The sequence below is a fragment of the Pseudomonas sp. YL2 genome (assembly GCF_023063025.1).
Taxonomy (GTDB): Bacteria; Pseudomonadota; Gammaproteobacteria; order Pseudomonadales; family Pseudomonadaceae; genus Aquipseudomonas; species Aquipseudomonas putida_A.
This window is the reverse complement of sequence record NZ_JAJSLU010000024.1, coordinates 1-22,049: the sequence shown is the minus strand read 5'-3', so window position 1 is coordinate 22,049 and position 22,049 is coordinate 1. Positions and strand designations below refer to the sequence as shown.

At 60.5% G+C, this 22,049-nt stretch carries 24 protein-coding genes and 1 pseudogene; 16 read left to right on the top strand and 9 right to left on the bottom strand.

What is annotated here, in order from left to right; genetic code table 11:
- Positions 1-104: 104 nt before the first annotated feature.
- Positions 105-524 carry a GNAT family N-acetyltransferase gene (locus tag LVD08_RS25865; RefSeq protein ID WP_247269604.1) on the bottom strand — a complete coding sequence of 140 codons (420 nt, stop codon included), beginning with the start codon at positions 522-524 and terminating at the stop codon, positions 105-107.
- Between the two features lie 324 nt (positions 525-848).
- Here LVD08_RS25865 and LVD08_RS25860 point away from each other — a divergent pair, with 324 nt between their 5' ends.
- From LVD08_RS25860 to LVD08_RS25845, 4 genes are all read left to right on the top strand, one after another.
- Positions 849-1,790, top strand: a complete 942-nt coding sequence (locus LVD08_RS25860; protein ID WP_247269603.1) for a fatty acid desaturase — start codon at positions 849-851, stop codon at positions 1,788-1,790.
- Positions 1,791-1,947: 157 nt separating this feature from the next.
- Positions 1,948-2,739, top strand: a complete 792-nt coding sequence (locus LVD08_RS25855) for a phosphate/phosphite/phosphonate ABC transporter substrate-binding protein (RefSeq protein WP_247269602.1) — start codon at positions 1,948-1,950, stop codon at positions 2,737-2,739.
- A 125-nt stretch (positions 2,740-2,864) separates the two neighbouring features.
- Positions 2,865-3,392, top strand: a complete 528-nt coding sequence (locus LVD08_RS25850) for a sigma-70 family RNA polymerase sigma factor (protein ID WP_247269601.1) — start codon at positions 2,865-2,867, stop codon at positions 3,390-3,392.
- Positions 3,389-4,402, top strand: a complete 1,014-nt coding sequence (locus LVD08_RS25845) for an ABC transporter substrate-binding protein (protein ID WP_247269600.1) — start codon at positions 3,389-3,391, stop codon at positions 4,400-4,402. Before LVD08_RS25850 ends, LVD08_RS25845 begins: the two co-directional genes overlap by 4 nt.
- Positions 4,403-4,526: 124 nt before the next feature.
- Here LVD08_RS25845 and gstA read toward each other — a convergent pair whose 3' ends face one another.
- Entirely contained in the window at positions 4,527-5,120 is a 594-nt protein-coding gene (gstA, locus tag LVD08_RS25840; protein WP_247269599.1) for a glutathione transferase GstA, read from the bottom strand.
- Positions 5,121-5,219: 99 nt separating this feature from the next.
- On the opposite strand from gstA, the gene LVD08_RS25835 reads away from it, so the two are divergent.
- The 3 genes and pseudogenes from LVD08_RS25835 (at position 5,220) to LVD08_RS28360 (ending at position 7,835) form a co-directional block, all read left to right on the top strand.
- Positions 5,220-6,110: a LysR family transcriptional regulator gene (locus LVD08_RS25835; RefSeq protein ID WP_247269598.1), complete on the top strand. Its 891-nt coding sequence runs from the start codon at positions 5,220-5,222 to the stop codon at positions 6,108-6,110.
- A 348-nt stretch (positions 6,111-6,458) separates the two neighbouring features.
- Positions 6,459-7,292, top strand: a pseudogene (locus LVD08_RS28365) (PAS domain-containing protein); the annotation flags it as partial.
- Positions 7,293-7,295: 3 nt separating this feature from the next.
- A complete protein-coding gene (locus LVD08_RS28360) occupies positions 7,296-7,835 on the top strand; it encodes a methyl-accepting chemotaxis protein (protein ID WP_256214240.1) in 540 nt (179 codons plus the stop codon).
- 126 nt (positions 7,836-7,961) lie between these two features.
- Here the strand turns inward: LVD08_RS28360 and LVD08_RS25825 are convergent, their stop codons facing one another.
- From LVD08_RS25825 to LVD08_RS25815, 3 genes are all read right to left on the bottom strand, one after another.
- Positions 7,962-8,522 carry a hypothetical protein gene (locus LVD08_RS25825; protein ID WP_139054368.1) on the bottom strand — a complete coding sequence of 187 codons (561 nt, stop codon included), beginning with the start codon at positions 8,520-8,522 and terminating at the stop codon, positions 7,962-7,964.
- 155 nt (positions 8,523-8,677) lie between these two features.
- A complete protein-coding gene (locus tag LVD08_RS25820) occupies positions 8,678-10,102 on the bottom strand; it encodes an MFS transporter (protein WP_247269596.1) in 1,425 nt (474 codons plus the stop codon).
- 126 nt (positions 10,103-10,228) lie between these two features.
- Complete coding sequence (locus tag LVD08_RS25815; RefSeq protein WP_247269595.1) at positions 10,229-10,669, bottom strand: PACE efflux transporter; 441 nt, start codon at positions 10,667-10,669, stop codon at positions 10,229-10,231.
- Positions 10,670-10,790: 121 nt separating this feature from the next.
- Here LVD08_RS25815 and LVD08_RS25810 point away from each other — a divergent pair, with 121 nt between their 5' ends.
- Positions 10,791-11,732, top strand: coding sequence for a LysR family transcriptional regulator (locus tag LVD08_RS25810; protein WP_247269594.1), 942 nt, complete (start codon positions 10,791-10,793; stop codon positions 11,730-11,732).
- Between the two features lie 74 nt (positions 11,733-11,806).
- Here the strand turns inward: LVD08_RS25810 and LVD08_RS25805 are convergent, their stop codons facing one another.
- Positions 11,807-12,838, bottom strand: coding sequence for a LacI family DNA-binding transcriptional regulator (locus tag LVD08_RS25805; protein WP_047295927.1), 1,032 nt, complete (start codon positions 12,836-12,838; stop codon positions 11,807-11,809).
- A gap of 216 nt (positions 12,839-13,054) precedes the next feature.
- Here LVD08_RS25805 and LVD08_RS25800 point away from each other — a divergent pair, with 216 nt between their 5' ends.
- Together LVD08_RS25800 and LVD08_RS25795 are read left to right on the top strand one after the other, a co-directional pair.
- A complete protein-coding gene (locus LVD08_RS25800; RefSeq protein WP_027612589.1) occupies positions 13,055-13,588 on the top strand; it encodes a gluconokinase in 534 nt (177 codons plus the stop codon).
- Between the two features lie 82 nt (positions 13,589-13,670).
- Positions 13,671-15,026 (top strand): GntP family permease, encoded by a 1,356-nt coding sequence (locus LVD08_RS25795; RefSeq protein ID WP_027612590.1) that lies wholly within the window; start codon positions 13,671-13,673, stop codon positions 15,024-15,026.
- Between the two features lie 91 nt (positions 15,027-15,117).
- Here LVD08_RS25795 and alaC read toward each other — a convergent pair whose 3' ends face one another.
- Complete coding sequence (alaC, locus tag LVD08_RS25790) at positions 15,118-16,335, bottom strand: alanine transaminase (RefSeq protein WP_095137080.1); 1,218 nt, start codon at positions 16,333-16,335, stop codon at positions 15,118-15,120.
- 139 nt (positions 16,336-16,474) lie between these two features.
- Here alaC and LVD08_RS25785 point away from each other — a divergent pair, with 139 nt between their 5' ends.
- From LVD08_RS25785 to LVD08_RS25775, 3 genes are all read left to right on the top strand, one after another.
- Positions 16,475-17,137 carry a LysE family translocator gene (locus tag LVD08_RS25785; RefSeq protein WP_095137081.1) on the top strand — a complete coding sequence of 221 codons (663 nt, stop codon included), beginning with the start codon at positions 16,475-16,477 and terminating at the stop codon, positions 17,135-17,137.
- 68 nt (positions 17,138-17,205) lie between these two features.
- Positions 17,206-17,703 (top strand): GyrI-like domain-containing protein, encoded by a 498-nt coding sequence (locus tag LVD08_RS25780; protein ID WP_247269593.1) that lies wholly within the window; start codon positions 17,206-17,208, stop codon positions 17,701-17,703.
- A gap of 324 nt (positions 17,704-18,027) precedes the next feature.
- Positions 18,028-18,516 (top strand): GNAT family N-acetyltransferase, encoded by a 489-nt coding sequence (locus LVD08_RS25775; protein WP_247269592.1) that lies wholly within the window; start codon positions 18,028-18,030, stop codon positions 18,514-18,516.
- A 137-nt stretch (positions 18,517-18,653) separates the two neighbouring features.
- On the opposite strand, the gene LVD08_RS25770 is transcribed toward LVD08_RS25775, so the two are convergent.
- Entirely contained in the window at positions 18,654-19,259 is a 606-nt protein-coding gene (locus tag LVD08_RS25770) for a pyridoxamine 5'-phosphate oxidase family protein (RefSeq protein WP_247269591.1), read from the bottom strand.
- A gap of 18 nt (positions 19,260-19,277) precedes the next feature.
- Positions 19,278-19,763, bottom strand: a complete 486-nt coding sequence (locus LVD08_RS25765) for a GNAT family N-acetyltransferase (protein WP_098965211.1) — start codon at positions 19,761-19,763, stop codon at positions 19,278-19,280.
- Between the two features lie 141 nt (positions 19,764-19,904).
- Here LVD08_RS25765 and LVD08_RS25760 point away from each other — a divergent pair, with 141 nt between their 5' ends.
- The 3 genes from LVD08_RS25760 to LVD08_RS25750 are packed head-to-tail and all read left to right on the top strand — an operon-like array spanning position 19,905 to position 21,937.
- On the top strand, positions 19,905-20,330 hold the full coding sequence (locus LVD08_RS25760) for a YybH family protein (RefSeq protein ID WP_027612596.1): 426 nt from the start codon (positions 19,905-19,907) through the stop codon (positions 20,328-20,330).
- Positions 20,331-20,370: 40 nt separating this feature from the next.
- On the top strand, positions 20,371-20,715 hold the full coding sequence (locus LVD08_RS25755; protein ID WP_007969364.1) for a YciI family protein: 345 nt from the start codon (positions 20,371-20,373) through the stop codon (positions 20,713-20,715).
- A complete protein-coding gene (locus LVD08_RS25750; RefSeq protein ID WP_247269590.1) occupies positions 20,708-21,937 on the top strand; it encodes an RNA polymerase sigma factor in 1,230 nt (409 codons plus the stop codon). The genes LVD08_RS25755 and LVD08_RS25750 overlap by 8 nt, the downstream gene beginning before the upstream one ends.
- Positions 21,938-22,049 lie beyond the last annotated feature (112 nt).

Here is a 22,049-nt window from a genome sequence, read left to right as displayed (position 1 = left end):
GGGGGCCGGTGCTCCCTGGGGGGGCGGCGCAGCGCCGTTGTGGCGCCGCGCCCCCACCCCGCGCCCGGGCGCCACACCGCGCTCCCACAAGGGTATCTGTGATCTTAGGTTGAATGTGGTTCCAGCCCCATTGCAATCATCGGCTTGCTCCGCGCATACCGGCTCAACCGCTCGGCCAGTGCGTAGGGCAGGGCGGGATCGAAACTGAAACCGCGCCGCTCGTAAAACCCGCGCAAGTCCGGATGACAGAACAGCCATACCGGCTCCCGCAAATCCTTAACCGCCGCCGTGATCAACTCTCCGGCAATCCCTTGCTCACGGCAACCCGGATCAACAAACAATCCGGTCAACCAGTACCCGCCCGCCACCGGCCGCAAGCACAATGCGGCAACGATGTCCTCTCGACGGGCCACCCATAACTGCGCATCGCGCACCGCCTTCATCGACGATTGGTGGCTGCGGTAAAACTTGTTCATCAACGGCCACAAAGGCTCGTCGAGCAGGACGTATCGGGTATCGGGCATGGGATCGGACTGGGGGCGGGCAAAGCGCCGATTATAAAAGAACGCGCGCCGCGCGATAGGTGTATACCTGAGCCTACATCCCTGTGAGTGGAGTACGCATCATGTCCAAAGGTATGGATTCAAAGAAAGCCGCGAAGAAGAAACCGGTGAAGACGGCGATTGAAAAGCGTGCAGAGAAGAAAGCCAAGAAGGTCGATATTTTCGGTCATTGATCACGTCCTTCGGGAGCCCGTCCCCCGGGCTCCCGTTTCAGCGCAAAAATAATCTGCAAGATTGCTCGGCTTCGTTGCACAGAAGGGGAAGATTCCCGTTCCGAGCCACGCCATGCCGAATTACTTCGACGCCGACCATCGCCAGCAGATCGAAACCCTGCGCCAGCGCTTCACTGCCCGCACCGAGTGGCCGACGTGGCTGCTGCTGATCGGCGTGTATGGCGGCTGGTTCGCAATCATCCTCAACAGCCACTGGCTCGGTCGCGGCTTGAGCACATTGCTGCTCATTCCGCTGCTGGTGCTGTGGTTGTCAGTGCAGCATGAATTGCTGCATGGGCACCCGACCCGCTCGGTGCTTTTCAATAAAATCCTCGGTTATGCACCTTTTGCGGTGTGGTACCCGTATACCTTGTATCGCGACAGCCACCTGCTGCATCACCGCGATGAACACCTGACTGTGCCCGGTATCGATCCGGAAAGCCGTTATCTGACGGCCGCGCGTTGGCAGGGCAGTTCCTTGTTCGAACGCAGCCTGCACTGGCTGAATAAAACCGTAATCGGCCGCTTCATCATTGGTGCGCCGCTGGGATTGATCGCGCTGGCTGCCGAAGAACTGCAACGCCTGAAAAACCGCGAGCGTCAGGCCTGGCTGATGTGGCTGACCCATGGTGCGTTCAGCGTGTTGATGCTGTGGTTTATCGCGCGCTTCAGCGTGTTGCCGGTCTGGCATTACCTGCTGCTGATCAGTGTGCCGGCACTGTCGATCGCGATGATCCGCTCCTACTATGAACACCGCCCGCACGTTCAGCCGGAGCAGCGCACCGTGCTTAACGAAGCCGGCTGGCCGTGGCGCTGGCTGTTTCTGAATCTGAATTTTCATCTGGTGCATCACGACCTGCCGGGGCTGGCGTGGTACGACTTGCCGGCGGCCTACCGGATGCGCCGCGAACAATGGGTGGCGCGCAGTGGCGGGTTTCTGGTGCAGGGTTATGGGCAGTTGTGGCGGCAGCACGGTTTGAAGCCGATCGACAGTCCGCAACATCCTTACCACTAACCTCAAAAACACCACAAAACCCCTGTGGGAGCGGGCTTGCTCGCGAATGCGGTAGAACAGTGAGATGTCTGGTGTCTGACACACCGCTTTCGCGAGCAAGTCGAATCGTCGCACCGCCGCTCCCACAGGGGTAAGTATTTGCAGGGAAATAACGTGTATGACCCAACACCATCTCGAACTGCTGATGTACACCGCCCCTGAGCCCATCCGCTTGGCCAACGAACGCTGGATCTCACGCATTCTCGAACACCTCGGCCATTCCCGCCTCAACGCCGCAAGCCTGTCGCTCCCCGAGCTCTGGTTATCGCCGAATCTGCTACTGACCCAGACCTGCGGCTATCCGCTGATGACCTTGCTGCGCGATCAGGTGCGCATCGTCGGACGTCCACGCTACGAACTGCCCGACGCCAGCGCCGGCAATCACTGCAGCCTGATCCTCAGCCGCGCCGACGATACGCGTAAAACCCTGGCGGACTTTCGCGGCAGTCGCGGGGTGATCAACAGCGAAGATTCCAACAGCGGCATGAACCTGTTGCGCCAGCGTCTGGCGCCGTTGCACCGCGACGGGCAGTTTTTCGCCACGGTCGCCATCAGTGGGGCGCACCGTGAAAGTCTGCGTTGGTTGCGTGAAGCGCGCGCCGATCTGGCGGCGATCGACAGCGTGACTTATGCCTGCCTCGCTCAGCATGCGCCGCAAGAAGTCAGCGGTTTGCGGGTTGTGGCGCGTAGTGCGTTCAGCCCGACGTTGCCGTTTATCACCGCCGCGACTGCCACGAATGAGCAGATCGAACAGTTGCGCCGGGTAATGAATCAGGCGTTGCGTGAATTGCCTGATGTGGCGCAGATCCTCGGCTTGCCTGAAGTGTTGCCCGCCAGCGAAAGCGATTATCAGATCTTGCTCGACTATCAACGTGAGGCTGAAGAGTTGGGCTACGGCCGCTTGCGCTGAACAGCCTTATATCTCCAAAAAGAATATAAGAATGAAATATAAATATTATTAATGCATAAGGCGCCTTGCTACGATCGCGCCACCGGATCACCGGACATTCAGCGACCCCTTACCCAGGAGCCCTTATGTCCGGCGCCGACACCGTTCACCGCAATCATCTCGACGCACTGTTCCGCGCGCACTACCGCTGGCTGTGCACTTACCTGAGCCGACATCTGCACGACGCCGCAGGCGCGGAAGACATCGCTGCCGAAACCTTCGCGCAATTGCTTCAGGCGCCCAGTATCACGGCGATTCGCGAACCCCGCGCGATGCTCACCACGATTGCTCAGCGCTTGCTTTATCAGCGCTGGCGCCGGGCGGATCTGGAGCGCCGGCATGCGCAGCAGGTCGACATCGATGCTGCCACCTCGCCTGAAGACCTCGCGCAACTGAGCCAGACCCTCAAACGCCTCGATCACAGCCTGCAACGCCTGCCGGGCAAGGTCCGTTCGACCTTCCTGCTGGCACGGATCGATGGCCTGACCTATCCGCAAATCGCCGCCGAATTGGGCATCTCCCAGCGTTCGGTCAGCGTTTACATGAGCCGCTCCCAAGCCCTGTGCGATCGCCACAGCGCCAACCAAATCCTGACAGACAAGAGGTCCGCATGAGATCGATCAAAACCCTGCTTGGCCGTTCGTTGCTGGCGCTGAGCCTGAGCGTCGGCGCTGTTTCGGCGGCGGAAAAGACCGCACCGATCCACTTCGGTGACATCACTTGGGAAAGCGGCAGTTTCATCACCGAAGTGCTGCGCCTGATCGTCGAAAAAGGTTACGGCTACCCGACCGACACGCTGCCGGGCAGCACCGTCAGCCTGGAAGCGGCGCTGGCGAAAAACGATATTCAGGTGATCGGCGAGGAATGGGCCGGGCGCAGTCCGGCGTGGGTCAAGGCTGCCAATGAAGGCAAGGTGTTCGGCCTTGGCGACACGGTCAAGGGCGCGACCGAGGGCTGGTGGGTGCCGGAATACGTGATCAAGGGCGACCCCGAGCGCGGGATCAAACCGTTGGCTCCGGAGCTGAAATCGGTGGCCGACCTGCCGCGCTACAAGGACGTGTTCCGCGACCCGGAAGACCCGCGCCGTGGACGCTTCCTCAACAGCCCGACCGGCTGGACTTCGGAGATCGTCAACAGCCAGAAGCTCAAGGCCTATGCGCTGACCGACAGCTACGTCAACTTCCGCACCGGCTCCGGCGCGGCGCTGGATGCCGAGGTGGCGTCGTCAATCAAACGCGGCAAACCGGTGCTGTTCTACTACTGGTCACCGACGCCGTTGCTCGGGCGCTTCAAACTGGTGAAGCTCGAAGAGCCGCCGTTCGATGCTGAAGCCTGGAAAACCCTGGCCGATGCCAACAACCCGAATCCCAAGGGCACACGCTCGATGCCGGCCAGCCTGGCGATTGGCGTGTCGGCGCCGTTCAAGGCGCAATACCCGGAGCTGGTGTCGTTCTTCGAGAAAGTCGATTTGCCGATTGATCTGCTGAACCAGACGCTGGCCGGGATGAGCGAAAAACGCCAGCCACCACGGCAGGTCGCCGAAGCGTTTTTGCGTGATCAGCCGCAGGTGTGGCAGGCGTGGGCACCGGGGGAGGTGGCGAGCAAGGTGACGGCGGGACTTTGAGTTTCTCCCGGTTGATCGGTGTTGTTTGAACTGATGCCTTCACGAGCAGGCTCGCTCCCACAGGGGGGCGTGCACGCCACAAATCCAGTGTGGGAGCGGGCTTGCTCGCGAATGATCTAAAGACTTACACCGCTTCCGCAGCCAACGCCGCCGCCACGGTCGGCCGCTGCTCAATCCGCGCCTGAAACCGCGCCAGTGCCGGCCACTGCGCCAGTTCGATCCCGAACAACCCGGCCCAACGCAACACCACAAACAGCAACACATCCGCCACGCTGAAGCCGCTCGGCAGCAGATACTCCTGCTGCTCCAGCACTGCGACCAACACCGCAAAACGCTTGAACAACTTCTCCTTGATCACCTCGGCCGGCAGCCGCTCATCGAACAGCGCACCAAGACCGCCGTGGATCTCGCTCGAAATGAAATTCAGCCACTCCTGCAAACGCAGCCGTTCAAAACTGCCGGGTGCTGGCGCCAGTCCCGATTGTGGTTGCAGATCCGCCAGATATTGCAGGATCACCGGGCCTTCGGTCAGTACCGCGCCGTCGTCCAGTTGCAGGGCCGCGACGTAGCCCTTGGGATTGATCGCGAGAAAGTCTTCGCCGCTGGCCGTGCGCTTGCTGCGATTGTCGACGCGGATCAGCACGAAGGGCAGCTTCAGTTCGCGCAACACAATGTGCGGCGCCAGTGAACAGGCTTGCGGGGCGTAATACAGCTTCATCGGCAGCTCTCTGGTGAGGAATTGGCGCCAGTGTCATAGTGCGCCGCACCCTCGGTAAAATTAATCTTTCAGAAACCTGCCATAAGGACAGCTACTGCCATGATGAACCTGATGCATTGGCGGCTGGTGGTCGCCGTCGCCGATCACGGCAACATCACCCGCGCGGCCGAGCGGGTCGGCATGACCCAGTCCGGCGCGAGCCAGGCCTTGGCGCTGATGGAAGAAACCCTTGGCGTGCAGCTGTTCAGCCGCGAAAGCCGACAGACCCTGCCCACCGCCATCGGCCGGCCGGTGATCGAACAGGCGCGGCTGATGCTCGGTGCGCTGGAGACCATTCGCCAGACCGTCGACAGCGTGCGCCCGATGCTGCGCGGGACAATTCGTCTGGCGAGTTTTCCCATGGTGCTGGCGAGTTTTCTGCCGCCGCTGTTGCGCCAGTTTAATCGGCTGTTCCCGGGGATCGAAGTGGTGGCGCTGGAGGTCAGCGACGATGAGGTCGAAACCCTGCTCGCGGCCGGTCTGGTGGATGTTGGCGTGGTGCTCAACCCGGCACCCGAGCGTAACGCCGGGCCATTGGGTCGGGATGAATGGGTAGCGGTGGTGCCGGCAGGGCATCCGCTGGCGCTGCGAGGAACCGAGCAGGGCGTCAGCCTGCAAGAACTGACGGCGCTGCCTTTTGTGTTGGCCACCGGCGGTTGCTCGACCAACGCCCGCAGCCTCGCCGCCGAGGCCGGGTTGCAGTTGCAGGATGTGCGGGTCGAAGTGCGTGAATGGAGCAGCGCCTTCACTCTGGTGCGGGAAAACCTCGGCGTGACCTTGGTGCCGGAAATGACCTTGCCGGCCGAGCGCCAGGGCTTGCGCGTGATTGCCCTGCAGCCACGTATCGAACGGGTCTTTTCGCTGGTGCTGCCTGCGGGGCAGACGCCGTCAGCGACGGTGCAGGCGTTGCTGGATCTGGTGGCGGAGACGGCGGTCGCGACAGCTCGCTGAACCGTTTCTTGTGCAAAAAGTGCCAGATACTGGCCGACTAGTGGCCTTGCGCACGGCATGGCGATGGCTATGCTAGCTGTAACTAACTATGTCGACCGTCATCTGTTAGCCGTGATTTCAACGCTGCCAGAGTGCGCAACCCAAGGCACCGGACACTGAACCAACAAGGAGCAAGTTGTACATGGAAGTTTTCTGCACGTTAGGGCTGGCCCGCTGCTGGGCTATCAAGAGAAGGATGTCTTGATTAGAGCGTCGCTGCATGGACCCTCGGATTAAACATCATTTATCACCTGACAACTTCCTCCCGTGGAGGAATGCGTGTGCCTGTTCTGTGGAACGTAGTGGTGGATGCTGAAAGACCTGACTTTCATCAAATCAAAAGACCGCGCGGAAGGTGATACAACCATGTTCAACCTACATCACAAGGCTGACCTGCAGGAAATCGAGCGTTTCAGCTGCGCCTTGACCGAAGCCAACGCCAAGCTCGAAGCGATCAGCCGCTCCATGGCGATGATCGAATTTACCCCCGAAGGCATTGTTCTGGATGCCAACGAAAACTTCTGCAAGACCATGGGGTACAGCGCCGAGGAAGTGCGCGGCAAACATCACCGGGTGTTTTGCGAAGAAGCGTTTTACCGCAGCGAGGAGTACGCCAAGTTGTGGCGCGACCTGGCCCGGGGTGAGCCGATCAGCGGCACGTTTCTGCGCTTGAACAAGTCCGGCAAGGAGATCTGGCTGGAAGCCAGTTACATGCCGGTGTACGGCGCGGACAAACAAGTAAAAAGTGTCATCAAGGTCGCGTCGGATATCACCGCCCGGGTCAACAAAGAACACGAAGAGGAAAGCATGCTGGCGGCGATCAGCCGTTCGATGGCGGTGATCGAGTTCACGCCCGAGGGCAATGTGATTACCGCCAACGACAACTTTCTGAAAACCATGCAGTACTCGCTCAACGAAATCGTTGGCCATCACCACAGCATGTTCTGTCACCGTTCCGAATCCGAATCGGCGCAGTACAAGGCGTTCTGGGCGTCGCTCAATCGCGGCGAATATCACTCGCACCGTTTCGAACGCAAGAACAAGTCCGGGCAGATGGTTTATCTCGAAGCCTCGTACAACCCGCTGTTCGACACCAAGGGCCGTTTGTACAAGGTGGTGAAGTTCGCCAGCGACATCACCCAACAAATGACTACGCTGCAGAACGCCGCGGAATCGGCCCACAGCACCTCGGTACAGAACGACGCCTGCGCGCAAAAAGGCTCACAGGTGGTGCAGCAGACGGTGCAGATCATTCAGGACATTTCCCGCGACCTCAACGAAGCGGCGCTGAGCATTGATGCGGTCAGCAAGCAGTCGGACATCATCGGCACCATCGTCCAGACCATTCGCGGCATCGCCGACCAGACCAACCTGCTGGCGCTCAACGCGGCCATCGAAGCGGCACGAGCCGGTGAACACGGACGCGGTTTTGCGGTGGTGGCGGACGAGGTGCGCAGTCTTGCAGCACGAACCAGTCAGGCGACCCTGGAGATTGTCGAAGTGGTGCGCAAAAACCATGACCTGTCGCTGAGCGCGGTGTCGAGCATGCAGTCGAGCCTGAGCCGCACCGGGCTGGGTGTGGAACTGGCGAACGAGGCGGGGGAGGTGATTCTGGAGATTCAGCAGGGATCACGGCATGTGGTGGATGCGATCGGGCAGTTCAATGCGACGTTGCAACTAAACTGACACCCATCAACAACGGTAGGAGTGAGCCTGCTCGCGATTGCGGTGCGTCAGTCACTGGATAAGTAACTGATGTATCGCTATCGCGAGCAGGCTCACTCCTACATTGGTTTCTAAGCAACTTTCAGATCACAGCGCCGCGAGGAACTTGTCCGCCAGTTTGTCGCTGTCTTTGACGTCATTGACGTTGTCTTTTTCCGCTTGCGCCAGCTTCATTTTGTCCTGCAGACGCTCGGCGATCTCTTTGCCGATAGCCAGTTGTTTCTCCGGCGGCATGGCTTTGATGTCGTCTTCGGTGATGCCCATGCTCTGAAGGATACTGTCGCGCAGGCGCTGTTCCGGCGACTTGCTCATGTAGTCCTTGAACGCGTCAGTGGCCGAGGTCCCGGTGGTGGTGCCGGCCGCGGTGGCGTCGGTGGTTTGCAGGCCGACACGGGTCTTGGCGAAGGCTTCGTCGACGTTATCGCTGATGCGCGTGGCGGCGGCCACTTGCTGGGTGGCGATCTGCGTGGCCGAATCCTCGACCCTGGAGGTCGCGTCGGTGGCCTGCGACTGGGCCTGGTTCTGCAGCGATTGCAGCATGGCGCCGTGCAGGCCGCTTTGCAGACCGGCAGCGGCGGTCGTGGTCGCATCATCCGCCAGCCGCTTGGGCAGGTGGATGAGCTGCTGCTGTTTGGCACTGACCAACATCATGATGGAGACCTTTGGATAATTGCTGACGGGCATATCCGAGCAATTACCGTGCCTTTAAAGAAAATTCTTTTATTTCAACGCGTTACTGCTCTGGCATGTGCAACAAAGCGGTCATCCCTTGCCGTCGGGCGGCAGAGGATGACCGTGTAGCCTCAGCGGTGGGCAATGTTTTCCAGCGCCAGATTGCGCGTGCGCGGGCCGAACCAGCCGATGGTCAGCATCACGATCAGCATGCTGCTGACAATGAACGCGAGCACCCCGGGCGTGCCGAAGTTGTCGAGGAACAGCCCGATCAGCAGGCTGCTGAACACCGTCGACAAACGGCTGAACGAATAGCAGAAACCCACCGCTCGGGCACGGATGTTGGTCGGGAACAGTTCGCTCTGGTACGAGTGATAACTGAAGCTCAGCCAGGCATTGCAGAAGGTGATCATCACCCCGCAGAAGATCAGGCCGAAGGCACTGGTCTGCAACGCGAACAAGGTGCCGAAAGTCATGGCGCCAAGGGCCGAGCCGACGATCTGCCACTTGTTCTCGAAACGGTTGGCAAACTTCACAAACAGCAACGGCCCGAGCGGGTAGGCGAGGGTGATGATAAACGCGTACATCAGGCTGTGGGTGACGCTCACACCCTGGCCGGAAAGCAACGCCGGCAGCCAGTTACCAAAACCGAAGAAACCGATCGCCTGGAACACGTGAAACACGATCAGCATGAATGCGCGACGCCGATATGGTGGTTGCCAGATGTCGGCGAAACGACCCTTGCCCTCGACATCGACGGGCACCGTTTCTGGAGCGTCCAACGGTTGGCGATGATCCTTCTCGCAGCGGGCTTCGATGTCGTCGAGAATCCTGTTCGCTTCATCGAACCGCCCGTGCTGCGCCAGCCAGCGTGGCGACTCGGGAAGACGCTTGCGCAGCCACCAGATGAACAGTGCAAACACCGCGCTCGCCAACACCACCCAACGCCAGCCGGACACACCGAACGGCGCCTGCGGCACCAGCCACCAGGACATGAGTGCCACTGCTGGCACCGAGAGAAACTGCACGAAAAACGCGAAGGCAAACGCCGAACTGCGCATGCGTTTGGGCACCAGCTCCGAGAGGTAGGCGTCGATGGTCACCAGCTCGATACCGAGGCCGATGCCCACCAGAAAGCGCATGCATATGATCCCCAGCGCCGAGCTTTGAATCCCCATCAGCACCGTGGCCACGGTGTACCAGACCAGCGCAAAGGTGAAGATCGCGCGACGGCCGAATCGATCGGCCAACGGGCTGAGCAGGCTGGCGCCGAGGAACAGGCCGAGGAAGGTCGCCGACGCGAACGCTGCCTGATCGGAGAAGCCGAACACGCCCTGATTGCCGGTGGCGAAGATCCCGTCACGGATCAGCCCGGGGCTGATGTAGGCGGTCTGGAACAAATCGTAGAGTTCGAAGAAACCACCAATCGACAACAACGCGACCAATCGCCAGATCGTGGCGACGGCGGGCAGGCGGTCGATGCGGGCGGAAATCTCGGCGGCGCGTATCGGGTCGATGCCGTCGCGTTGCGCGGCGGCGGGGGCGTGAGCAGTCATCTGCGGATCCATTTTTTTATTGATGGAAAAGCTTAGCCTGCTATCGGAGTTCACGGATTGTGAATTTCGGCGGTTAGCCGCGGAGACCCGCCGATTTCTTGCAATAACTGCTTACCAATTAACGATTTATGCCGCAGCGGTCGAATCGGGCAGCGCCGACGTCGGCAAGCCGAAAATGCGATCGAACAGCCAGTTGAAGGCGAACGTGTAGCACGGGATGAAGATGATCAGTGCCAGATCCAGCAGGAACGCCTGCACCAGACTGATATTCATCCACCAGGCGATCAGCGGGATCAGGAACACGATCAGTGTCAGCTGAAAACCGACTGCATGAGCGACGCGCCGTTTGACCGTGCGGGTGCGCGATTTCTGGCGGCTTTCCCAGTGCTCGAACAGCGAGGTGTAGATGAAATTCCAGGTCACGGCGATGGTGGTGATGATCACCGCCAGTGGGCCTGTGCTGCCGGGCGACGTGCCGGACAACAGTGCCAGGCCGAGGGCGGAGAAGGTCATGCCGATCACTTCGTAGAGCGACACATAGACCAGTTTGCGTTTGACGCCTTGCATGGGGATTTGCCTCTGTATTGAACTCGATGGCCAGCGGGACTGGCGAAGGCGGCGAAAGATAGCTTCAATAGACGTGACAGAAAAAGTCAGAAGCTTTCAGTTTTGGTGATAGGTAGGTGAAGTGAATTTCAACAGCGACAGCATCGAACTGTTTCTCGCGGTAATCGAACGTGGTTCGTTCTCCGCAGCCGCCCGCGCTTTGGGGCGGGTGCCGTCGGCGGTGAGCATGGCTATCGGCAATCTGGAGGCGGAGCTTGGCTATCCGCTGTTCGACCGCAGCCACCGCGAACCGCAGCCGACGGCCATGGCGCTGTCACTGGTGCCCCACGCGCGGCTGATCGCCGAGCAGCTCAAGCAACTGCAGGTGCACGCGGTGGAGTTGTCCCTGGGGCTGGAGAGCAAGTTGTCGATTGGCGTGGTCGCGGACATCGACCGGCGCCGCTTGCTCGCCGCGATCAAGGTGATTGCCGAGCGTCATCCGTTGCTCGACATCGAAGTGCTGACCGCGCCGCAGGACGATGTGCTGGCGATGCTGCACAGTGGCCGCGTCAGCGTGTGTCTGGCGTTCGCCGGGTTGAGCATGAACGTGCTGGAGCGTTTTCAGTTTGTCGGCAGCGAACGGATGATCGCCACGCTCGCAGCGGACAGTCCGCTGTTACAGGGGCAGGATCTGTTTCTTGAAGACCTGGTACATGTGCGGCAGATCTTCGTCGCCAGCCGCGACTTGCCGATCAGCGAAACCCGGCCGCTGGTGGCCGAATCGCATTGGCGCACCGACACGCTGGAGACCGCGTTGGAGATGGTCGAGGCAGGGCTGGGCTGGGGCAATTTCCCGTTGTCGGTGGTGCAGCCGTGGCTGGACAGCGGGCGCTTGAAGCGACTGAATTTTCGCAACATCGAAAACGGCCTGGTACTGCCGGTGCACGCGGTGTGGCTCAAGAGCCAGCCGCTGCAGAAGGGCGCGCTGGCGCTCGTCGAACTGCTCAGCCACAGAACCCGACTCAGACCTCCTGTGGGAGCGGGTTTGCTCGCGAAGGCGGTGTGTCAGAAAAGTATGTGCTGACTGATCCACCGCTTTCGCGAGCAAGCCCGCTCCCACAGGATTTTGCAGTGTGCAGGCGATCCTTGTAGGAGGTTTCAGGTACTCTCGCGAATCTTCAATTCAAAACCCATATCTTCAACGGGCCGCGCCACGCTGTTGCCCGCCATCAACGTCAACATCTGCTCCGCCGCACGCCGGCCGATCGCTTCACGCGGGGTGTTAATGCTGCTCAGGCGCGGCACCATGTGTTCGGACATCGGCAAGTCGTTGAAGCCGAGAATCGCCACCTGCTCGGGGATCTTGATCCCGTTGCGCAGCGCCTCCAGCAGCGCACCCTGCGCCAGGTCGTCGTTGCCGAAGAAGATCGCATCCACATCCGGATGCGCTGCCAGCAGTTGCAGGAACAGCTCACCGCCCAGGCCCACGGACGAGGAGCGCGGCGTCAGCACTTCCAGATCCGGGTCGTAGCGCCCGGCCTTCTGCAGGGCTTTGCGGAAACCTTCACCGCGCAACAAGGTGCGCTGATCGAGTTGCGCACCGATGTAGGCCAGACGCTTGCGACCGCGCGAGAGCAAATGTTCGGCCGCGGTTTCGCCGGCGCTGAGCTGGGAGAAACCCACGCAATTCACGCCGGCGGCGCTGTCTAGTTCCATCATATACACGCAGGGAATATTGCTGGCCTCGATCATCCGCCGCGAACTTTCCGTGCGATCAAACCCGGTCAGCAGCAAACCACGCGGCTGATAAGCCATGTAGTTGCGCAGCAGGTTCTCTTCTTCATCGCGCGAATAGTGGAAGTTGCCGATCAGCACTTCGAAGCCCTTGGGTGTCAGCACCCGATGAATGGCTTCCAGCGTATCGATGAACAACAGGTTGGACAGCGATGGCACCAGCACCACCACTGAATGGCTCTGCGCCGAGGCCAATGCGCGGGCGGCAGGGTTGACCACGTAGTTGAGTTCAAGCGCGGCTTTCTGCACTTTTTCCACCAGTTCCGTGGCGACCGTGCTGACCCCGCGCAAGGCGCGGGAGGCGGTAATCGGGCTCACGCCGGCGAGGCGGGCAACTTCATTAAGGGTGGGACGGCCGGTGGTGCGAGTGTTTTTATCGTTTTTAGGGGTGGTCATCGGGCGGCTTGCCAAACAAAAATCAAGGCACTAAGGTAGCGCTGTCCTGATGCAGCTGCAAATGCGTAAGCGAGGTCCTGCCTGATCTTCGCTTTTTGGCGTTGGGAACAAACCTGCTGCAACCCAAAAAAACGACAAGAAGGCGTCGGCAACTTCTGCCTGTGCACTAGAGTCATAGCTAGCAAAGGTAGCGCTGTCTGCGCGCTGAGGTGTTATATGAGTCATCCCATCACCGCCCTGGTCATCATGGGCGTTGCCGGTTGCGGCAAGACGTGCGTCAGCGAGGCCCTGTGCCAATTGAGCGGCGCCACTGCCATTGAAGGCGATACTTTTCATCCGGCCGCCAACATCGAAAAGATGAGCGCGGGGATCCCCTTGAACGACGACGACCGTGCCGGCTGGCTCGACAGCCTGTGCGATGAACTGCGTCGCGTCGATGCATCGGGTAAACGCCCGGTGCTGACCTGCTCGGCCCTTAAACACAGTTATCGCGAAGTGCTACGCAGTGCCTTGCCGGGCCTGGGCTTCGTGTTTCTTGAGCTGACCCCTGAAGTGGCCGCCGACCGCGTGTCCCATCGCCCGGGACACTTCATGCCGGCAACGTTGATCGAAAGCCAGTTCGCCACCCTCGAATCGCCGGTAGGTGAGCCGTTGACCCTGGCGCTGAATGCTTCGATCCACAGCGTTGAAGAACTGGCGGCCCAGGCGCACGTCTGGTGGCAGGCCCACGGTTTGAAACAGGCGGTATGAGTGTGTTGAAAGAGCTAGCGCTGTCCTCACGAATTCTGTTTAACCCGCTTTAATAACAACAACAAGCCAGGAGACACCCCCAATGTTTGGCATGTCCCACGACGCCTACCTGCTGCTCGATGCAGTGGTCACGGTAATCGGCCTGATTATCCTGATCACCAAATTCAAGATTCACCCCTTCATCTCGCTGACCATTGCGGCCGCGTTCCTCGGCCTGACGTCCGGCATGCCGATCGGCACCATCATCAAGGCGTTCCAGGACGGCTTCGGTGGCGTGCTCGGTTTCGTCGGCATCATCCTCGCGCTGGGCACCATGCTCGGCAAAATGATGGCCGAATCCGGTGGTGCCGATCAGATCGCGCAGACACTGATCCGCGCCTTCGGCAAGGACAAGGTGCAGTGGGCAATGATGTTCGCCGCGTTCCTCGTCGGTATCCCGCTGTTCTTCGAAATCGGCTTCGTGCTGCTGATTCCACTGGTGTTCATCGTTGCCCGCCGCACCGGTGTGTCGATCATCAAGATCGGTATCCCGCTGCTCGCAGGTCTGTCCGCCGTACACGGTCTGGTGCCACCGCACCCGGGCCCGCTGCTGGCCATCGGCGTGTTCGGCGCTGACATCGGCAAGACCATTCTCTACGGTCTGATCGTCGCGCTGCCGACCGCCATCATTGCCGGTCCGATCTTCGGTACCTTCATCGCCAAGCACATCCCCGGTCACCCGAATCAGGAACTGGTTGATCAACTGGCCCGTGAAAGCGACGACTCAACCAAGTTGCCGAGCTTCAGCATCACCCTGATTACCGTGCTGTTGCCGGTGTTCCTGATGCTGCTGAAAACCTTCGCTGACGTCGCGTTGCCGGACGGTCACTTCTTCCGCACCTGGATGGACATGATCGGTCACCCGATCTCGGCACTGCTGCTGGCCTTGCTGCTGTCGTTGTACACCTTCGGTCACAAGCAGGGCATCGGTTCGCAGCAGATGCTCAAGTGGCTGGACGCGAGCCTGGCGCCGACCGCCGCGATCATCCTGATCATCGGTGCTGGCGGTGGCTTCAAGCAGATGCTGGTGACCAGTGGTGTGGGCGACGTGATCGGCCACATGGCAGTCAGCGCGCAGATCTCGCCGATTCTGCTGGCATGGCTGGTGGCGGCGGTGATTCGTATCGCCACCGGTTCGGCCACCGTGGCGACCATCACGGGCGCCGGCATCGTGGTGCCGGTGGTGGGGATGATCCCGGGCGTTAACCGTGAGCTGCTGGTGCTGGCCACCGGTGCCGGTTCGTTGATTCTGTCCCACGTGAACGACGCCGGTTTCTGGCTGGTGAAGCAGTACTTCAACATGACCGTGGCCGAAACCTTCAAGACCTGGACCGCGATGGAAACCATCCTGTCGGTGGTGGGCCTGGGCTTTATCCTGCTGTTGTCGCTGTTCGTCTAAGCAGCTTCTTGCAGACACAAAAAAACCGCAGCGATGCGGTTTTTTTGTGCCCGACGATATCAGGATGAATGCATTACCCCTGTGGGAGGTGTCAGGCAGTGGTTTTCGGGGCCAGGCCATCCGCCCGGAACATCCCGCGAATCCCGCGCACCGCCTGACGAATCCGGTCCTGGTTCTCGATCAGCGCGAAGCGCACGTGATCATCGCCATACTCACCAAAACCCACCCCCGGCGAGACGCAGACCTTGGCCTCGGCCAGCAGCTTCTTGGCGAACTCCAGCGAACCCAGATGCGCGTACGCCTCGGGAATCTTCGCCCAGACATACATCGAAGCCTTCGGATTCTCGACCATCCAGCCCAGCTCATGCAGGCCTTTGACCAGCACGTTGCGGCGCTGGCGGTACTGCTCGGCGATGTCGCGCACACATTGCTGATCGCCTTCCAGCGCGGCAATCGCCGCCACTTGCAGCGGAGTGAAGGTGCCGTAGTCGTGATAGCTCTTGATCCGCGCCAGGGCGTTGACCAGCTCCGGGTTGCCGACCATGAAACCGATGCGCCAGCCAGCCATGTTGTAGCTCTTGGACAGGGTGAAAAACTCCACCGCGATGTCCTTGGCGCCGGGTACCTGCATGATCGACGGGGCTTTCCAGCCGTCGTAGACGATGTCGGCGTAGGCCAGGTCGTGAATCACCAGCACGTCGTACTGCTTGGCGAGGGCGATCACCCGTTCGAAGAAATCCAGCTCCACGCACTGCGCGGTGGGGTTGGACGGGAAACCGAGGATCATCATTTTCGGCTTGGGGATCGAACCGCGAATCGCCCGCTCCAGTTCATCGAAGAAGTCCACGCCGGGCACCAGCGGTACCGAACGCACCTGGGCGCCGGCAATCACTGCGCCGTAGATGTGAATCGGGTAGCTCGGGTTCGGCACCAGCACCGTGTCGCCCTGATCCAGGGTGGCCAGCATCAAATGCGCCAGGCCTTCCTTGGAACCGATGGTGACGATGGCTTCGCTTTCCGGGTCGATGTCGACCGCGTAGCGTTGCTTGTACCAGTTGGAAATCGCCCGACGCAGGCGCGGAATGCCCTTGGACGTGGAGTAACCGTGGGTGTCTTCACGTTGGGCAACTTGTACGAGTTTTTCGACGATGTGCGGCGGTGTGGCCCCGTCGGGGTTGCCCATGCTCAAGTCAATGATGTCTTCACCACGACGCCGCGCGGCCATCTTCAGCTCGGCGGTGATGTTGAAAACGTAAGGGGGGAGTCGATCTATGCGCGCAAAGCGGCGCGGCGAACCTTGTTCAGCCATTGTTGCCTCGGATAACGTAAGCGCCCGGAACCGTCCGAGCGACGCTGGTCACTGCGGTGACCTGTGGCGGAAGATAAGGGCTGTGATGGCAGGCTGTCCAGCCTGCATGCAAACAAATTTTTCCCAAGGAAATCGGTAGATGGAATTCACCAGTGGCTTCTTGCTGAGCCTTTCGCTGTGCCTGGACATCGGCGTGGCCAACATCGCAATGATCACTCTGGCGATGCAGCGCGGATACTTTCAGGGCTTCGCGCTGGGCCTCGGCACCTGCGTCGGCGACCTGATCTACGCAGTGCTGGCGCTGGCCGGGATGACCGTGCTGCTGCAGTACGAAAGCGTGCGCTGGGTGCTGTGGATCGGCGGGTCGGCGCTGCTGATCTATTTCGCGGCGAAGATGATCTATTCGGCGATTCATCACGAAGCGCAGCTGGCAGCGACGGCGGAGGTGGGGCAGAACTCGCATCGCAAGGAGTTCTTTCGCGGGATCTTCCTCGCCATGTCTTCGCCGAGCGCGATCCTCTGGTTCGCCGCAGTTGGCGGCACTCTTATCGCCCGTTCCGGTGGCGGTGGCCCGGTGAGTTCGGCGCTGTTCCTCGGTGGTTTCCTCTGCGCCGGTCTGCTGTGGTCGGCCGGTCTGTGCTTTGCCGCGAGCCACGGCGGCAAGTTGCTGGGTGACAAGCTTCTGCGCTACTCCTACATGGCATCGGCGGCAATCTTCTGCTATTTCGCGGTTTACGTGATCGTATCCGGTTATAACGAGTTCGTTGGCTCCGGGGCCGCCGACCAGTTGCACGCCTTGTGACATTGCGAATCGGGTTTGGCTTCTATACTCAGCAGCCGAACCCCTACTTTTGTTCCAGGAGTCGAGTCATGGATGAGCAAAAACGCGTCGAAGTGGCGGAACCTCGCTTCGAACATGGACACTTCCTGCTGATCGCGGGATTTCGTGGTCGATTTACCCAGGGCACTGCTACCAAGGACATCCCCGCGCTGTGGGAAAAGTTCTTGCCGCACTTGGGAAACATACCGGGACAAAAGAACGAAGTGACCTACGGCGTCTGCAGCAATTTCGACGGCAAGGGTGGCTTCGACTACATCGCAGGGGTAGAAATCAGCAAGCTCGATGACCTCGACCAGAAGGTCTATCAGTGGGTCGAAGTGCTGCCCCGGCAGTACGCGGTGTTCGAGCACAAGGGACCGCTCGACCAGTTGCCCCAAACCCTGCAATACATCTACAAGACCTGGCTACCGACTTCCCATTACGTGGAACTGAATGCCCCGGAACTGGAACGCTACAGCGCCGATTTCAATCCGCGACTGCACACCGGCAAACTGGAAATCTGCGTCCCAGTCGACAGCAAAGCCTGAGCCCATGACGATGAGGCGGATCACTGATCCGCCTCATGCTGTTCAACCGCGTTTGCCCTTGCCCAGCCGTCGCGCCCGCAACAGGTCGATGCCCAAGGTGATAAAGCCGAACGTACTGATGCCCAACACCATCAACAGGCCGATTTCAACGCTGCTCATAAGCGGTTACCCCCAAGGATGATCAGAGACACACCGCAGGAATAGCCTGTCACCGGCACGAAGAAAAGCGCTTATACGCAGGCTTTACACCCCTGGCGCGGATCGATATGAACACCTTATTCCTTTATGCTTTGCGCACTTTTCTCCGCTGATTTTCGAGCTGCCATGAACACCGTCATCCGCAACGTCACCGCCGCCGACCTGGACCGCTGCTACGCGATCGAAACCGTTGCCTACGAAGGCGATGAAGCCGCCACTCGCGAGAAGATCGCCACGCGCATCGCCACCTGGCCCGAGGGTTTCATCGTCGTCGAAGTAGACGGCGTAGTCGCCGGGTTCATCAACTCGGGCGCGGCGTTTGATGTGCAAATGTCCGACGAGGCGTTCAAGGAGCTGATCGGTCACGACCCGCAAGGGCCGAACGTGGTGATCATGTCGGTGGTGGTGCACCCGGACTATCAGGGCCAGGGTTTGGCCAAGCGACTGATGGCCGAGTTCATCGAGCGCATGCGCGGGATGGACAAGGCGACGATTCACTTGATGTGCAAGGAACAGCACATTCCGTTGTACGCCGGGTTCGGCTTTGCCTACATCAAGCCGTCGGAGTCGGATCACGGCGGGATGGCGTGGCACGAGATGATTCTGACCCTCTGAAAATCGCTGCAAGCCCAAATGTGGGAGCGGGCTTGCTCGCGAAGGCGGTGTGTCAGTTGCCAATGATTTATCTGACACGACGCCTTCGCGGGCAAGCCCGCTCCCACAGGGGAGCAGTGGTGACTCGTTGATAGGTGTCAGTAGAGAGTGTCGCTTACTCTTTTTGGTGCTTCGCGGTCGTAGGTCTCGGCGTCAAACTGCCCGTCATTCAGGCGCTTGTGGAAGGCGCCGGCAGAGGGCAGGGCCGAGCGCGGCAGGTGGGTTTCCGGGTTCCAGGCGTCAGAGCGCACAAAGGCTTTCGAGCAGTGGAAAAACGCTGCCTCTACCGTCACCAGCAACACCGTTTTCGCCGGTTTGCCGTTCAACGCAAAGCTTTCCAGCAGCTCAGGATCGGCGTTGATGGTCGCGGTGCCATTGACCCGCAAGGTCTCGCCAATGCCCGGAATGATGAACAGCAACGACACCCGTGGATCGTGCAGCACATTGCGCAGTGTATCGATGCGATTGTTGCCCGGGCGGTCCGGCAGGGCCAGGGTGTTTTGGTCAATGATCCGCACGAACCCGGCTTTGTCACCGCGCGGCGAATTGTCGAGACCGTCGGCGCCCACCGAGCTGACGATCACCAGCGGCGACAGGCGCACCATCGCCTGATAATCCTCGTTGAGAAAACCGATCTGCTTGCGCACCGCGCGGTCGTGGGGCAGGCCGTAAATAGCTTCCAGTGCTTCGATTGAATCGATCATCGTGCATCCCTCGATGATTTAGAAAAACAGTCCCATACGCCGTTCGTAACCGACCCGGCCCTTGTACGCTTCGCCGCTGTCGACGAAACCGTGTTTGGCGTACAGCGCGATGGCGGCATCGTTATCGGCATCCACCGACAGTTCCAGCCCCTTGATCTCCGGCCATGCTTCACGCGCCACCTCGGGCAGCGCCTGCAGGCAAGCCTTGCCGTAACCTTTGCCCTGCGCCCGGTGATCGACCTGCAAGGCGTGCAGGGTGGCGCTGTGTTCATCGGCCCAGTCCGGCAACACCGGTGGGCGCTTGAGCAGCAGAAAAGCCACCGGCACCTGATCGGCCAGCAGCGCGAAACCTTTGACGCCGGGGCCGGGTCTGGACAGCAGCGTGTGCAGCGCGCCATGGATGTCGCCGGAGAACTTGATCTGCTCGGGATGGATTTCAATCGCCTCGACTTGCTGACGCTGCAAGGCGTTCAGGCTGTCGTACGGCACGAGTTGGGCTGACACGGGAATTTCCTTTTTCCTACAAAGATGAGCCTCGGATTCTAGCGATTTTGTGTTCGGCAGAAATTTTTTGTTTCGTCTGTCGATCCGTACGATGGCCGAACGACTAAGGGTGTCTTCAGCACAAAAAACACGGAGAACACCATGAGCGCACAGACTGAAATCCAGACCCTGATCAATACCTACCGCGACGCGGTAATGACCAAGAACGTCGACAAGGTCATGACGTTGTACACCGACGACATCGTCTCCTTCGATGCGATCAAGGCCCTGCAATTCAAGGGCAAAGCGGCCTACCGTGCCCACTGGGAAGCCTGCATGGAGATGTGTTCCGGCCCGCACGTTTTCGAGTTTCACGAGATCGCCATCGAGACCGCCGACAACCTCGCCTTCGCCCATTGGGTAACGCATTGCGGCGGCACCAACGACAAGGGCGAAACCCAGAGCTGCTGGATGCGCGCCACCGCGTGCTATCGGCAGGTCGGCGGGACGTGGAAAATCGCTCACGAGCACTGGTCGGCACCGTTCGATCCGATGAGCGGCAGCACGCTGTTCGATGTACAACCCTGATCTTCAGCCATAGTTGATCCGTTCGAATCAGGAGAAAACCATGAAGTATTTATGCCTGGTCTACAGCGATGAGCGCCTGCTGCACACCTCGCCCGACAGCCCGGAAGACGCCGAGTGCTGGGCCTACGCCGAGTCGATTCAGGGCAGCGGGCGGATGGTCGCGGCCGAAGCGCTGGAGTCGGTGCAGACCGCGACCACCGTGCGCATGCGCAACGGCAAGCTGTCGATCACCGATGGCCCGTTCGCTGAAACCAAGGAGCAACTGGCCGGTTTCTACCTGATCGATGCCAAGGATCTCAACGAAGCGATTCAGGTCGCCGGTAACATTCCGGCGGCCCGGGTCGGCAGCGTTGAAGTGCGTCCGGTGCGGCAGTTGAATGTTTGAAGTCCGGGCGCGGGTCGAGCAGGTCTATCGCGAAGACTCGCGGCGGATTCTGGCGACCCTGATTCGTCTGCTCGGGGATTTCGACCTCGCCGAGGAAGCCTTGCACGAGGCGTTCTTCGTCGCGGTCGAGCGCTGGCAGCGCGATGGCGTGCCGGACAACCCGCGTACCTGGCTGGTGTCCACCGGGCGCTTCAAGGCCATCGATGTATTGCGCCGGCGCGCCCGGTTCAAGGCCTCGCAGCCGCTGTTGCTGGCGCAGCTCGAAGAATTGGAACAGGCCGACTGGAGTGGCGAAGACGTGGAAGACGACCGCCTGCGGCTGATCTTCACCTGCTGTCACCCGGCGCTGGCGGCGGATGCGCAAGTGCCGCTGACCCTGCGTGAAGTCTGTGACCTGACCACCGAGGAAATCGCCCGCGCGTTTCTCTCGGCACCGGCGGCGATTGCCCAGCGCATCGTCCGTGCCAAGGCGAAGATTCGTGACGCCAAAATCCCTTATCAAGTACCGAGTCTGAGCGAGTTGCCGGAGCGCCTCGACAGCGTGTTGCGGGTGATTTATCTGGTGTTCAACGAAGGCTATTCGGCATCGATGGGCGCCGAGCTGACCCGTGAGGATCTGACCCGCGAGGCGATTCGGCTTGGGCGGTTGCTGATGGAGTTGCTGCCGGAACCGGAGGTCATGGGCCTGTTGGCGTTGATGTTGTTGCATGAGTCGCGGCGGCCGGCGCGCACGTCACCCAGCGGAGAATTGATCCTGCTGGATGACCAGGATCGCTCGCGCTGGGATGCCGGGTTGATTGCTGAAGGTTGTGCGCTGGTGGAGCGGGCGCTGACCACCCGAAGGTTCGGGCCGTATTGCCTGCAAGCGGCGATTGCCGCGGTGCATGCCGAAGCGCCGTCAGCGGCAGAAACCGACTGGCAGCAGATCGTCGGGCTGTATGACGTGCTGTTGCGCGCGGTACCGTCGCCGGTGATCGAGTTGAACCGCGCAGTGGCGGTGGCCAAGCGCGATGGGGCGCTGGCCGGGCTGACGCTGATCGAGGGAATTCTGGATCGCGGCGAGTTGCAGGATTACCACCTGGCGCATTCGGCGCGGGCGGAGTTTTGTCGGCAGTTGGGTCGGGTGGAGCAGGCGCGGGCGGCGTATCGGCGAGCACTGGAACTGACCCGGCAAGAGCCGGAGCGGCGGTTTATCGAGGGGCGGCTGAGCGAACTGGAATGATCCGAGGAATTCATTGGCAATACTGGCCCCTTTGCGTGGAAGGCCCCTTCCCCCGGGGGGCGCAATCCCAACGTGGGGGGGGGGGTGGTCGCGGAGGGGGCAGGGGAGGCGG

Bases quoted from the DNA above. Each gene is read 5' to 3' on its own strand.
- LVD08_RS25820 (WP_247269596.1), bottom strand. From the start codon at position 10,102: ATGACTGCTCACGCCCCCGCCGCCGCGCAACGCGACGGCATCGACCCG.
- alaC (WP_095137080.1), bottom strand. From the start codon at position 16,335: ATGGCTGAACAAGGTTCGCCGCGCCGCTTTGCGCGCATAGATCGACTC.
- LVD08_RS25785 (WP_095137081.1), top strand. From the start codon at position 16,475: ATGGAATTCACCAGTGGCTTCTTGCTGAGCCTTTCGCTGTGCCTGGAC.
- gstA (WP_247269599.1), bottom strand. From the start codon at position 5,120: ATGAAGCTGTATTACGCCCCGCAAGCCTGTTCACTGGCGCCGCACATT.
- LVD08_RS25835 (WP_247269598.1), top strand. From the start codon at position 5,220: ATGATGAACCTGATGCATTGGCGGCTGGTGGTCGCCGTCGCCGATCAC.
- LVD08_RS25860 (WP_247269603.1), top strand. From the start codon at position 849: ATGCCGAATTACTTCGACGCCGACCATCGCCAGCAGATCGAAACCCTG.
- LVD08_RS25855 (WP_247269602.1), top strand. From the start codon at position 1,948: ATGACCCAACACCATCTCGAACTGCTGATGTACACCGCCCCTGAGCCC.
- LVD08_RS25865 (WP_247269604.1), bottom strand. From the start codon at position 524: ATGCCCGATACCCGATACGTCCTGCTCGACGAGCCTTTGTGGCCGTTG.
- LVD08_RS25825 (WP_139054368.1), bottom strand. From the start codon at position 8,522: ATGTTGGTCAGTGCCAAACAGCAGCAGCTCATCCACCTGCCCAAGCGG.
- LVD08_RS25770 (WP_247269591.1), bottom strand. From the start codon at position 19,259: ATGATCGATTCAATCGAAGCACTGGAAGCTATTTACGGCCTGCCCCAC.
- LVD08_RS25780 (WP_247269593.1), top strand. From the start codon at position 17,206: ATGGATGAGCAAAAACGCGTCGAAGTGGCGGAACCTCGCTTCGAACAT.
- LVD08_RS25760 (WP_027612596.1), top strand. From the start codon at position 19,905: ATGAGCGCACAGACTGAAATCCAGACCCTGATCAATACCTACCGCGAC.
- LVD08_RS28360 (WP_256214240.1), top strand. From the start codon at position 7,296: ATGACTACGCTGCAGAACGCCGCGGAATCGGCCCACAGCACCTCGGTA.
- LVD08_RS25800 (WP_027612589.1), top strand. From the start codon at position 13,055: ATGAGTCATCCCATCACCGCCCTGGTCATCATGGGCGTTGCCGGTTGC.
- LVD08_RS25775 (WP_247269592.1), top strand. From the start codon at position 18,028: ATGAACACCGTCATCCGCAACGTCACCGCCGCCGACCTGGACCGCTGC.
- LVD08_RS25850 (WP_247269601.1), top strand. From the start codon at position 2,865: ATGTCCGGCGCCGACACCGTTCACCGCAATCATCTCGACGCACTGTTC.
- LVD08_RS25795 (WP_027612590.1), top strand. From the start codon at position 13,671: ATGTTTGGCATGTCCCACGACGCCTACCTGCTGCTCGATGCAGTGGTC.
- LVD08_RS25815 (WP_247269595.1), bottom strand. From the start codon at position 10,669: ATGCAAGGCGTCAAACGCAAACTGGTCTATGTGTCGCTCTACGAAGTG.
- LVD08_RS25750 (WP_247269590.1), top strand. From the start codon at position 20,708: ATGTTTGAAGTCCGGGCGCGGGTCGAGCAGGTCTATCGCGAAGACTCG.
- LVD08_RS25755 (WP_007969364.1), top strand. From the start codon at position 20,371: ATGAAGTATTTATGCCTGGTCTACAGCGATGAGCGCCTGCTGCACACC.
- LVD08_RS25805 (WP_047295927.1), bottom strand. From the start codon at position 12,838: ATGACCACCCCTAAAAACGATAAAAACACTCGCACCACCGGCCGTCCC.
- LVD08_RS25845 (WP_247269600.1), top strand. From the start codon at position 3,389: ATGAGATCGATCAAAACCCTGCTTGGCCGTTCGTTGCTGGCGCTGAGC.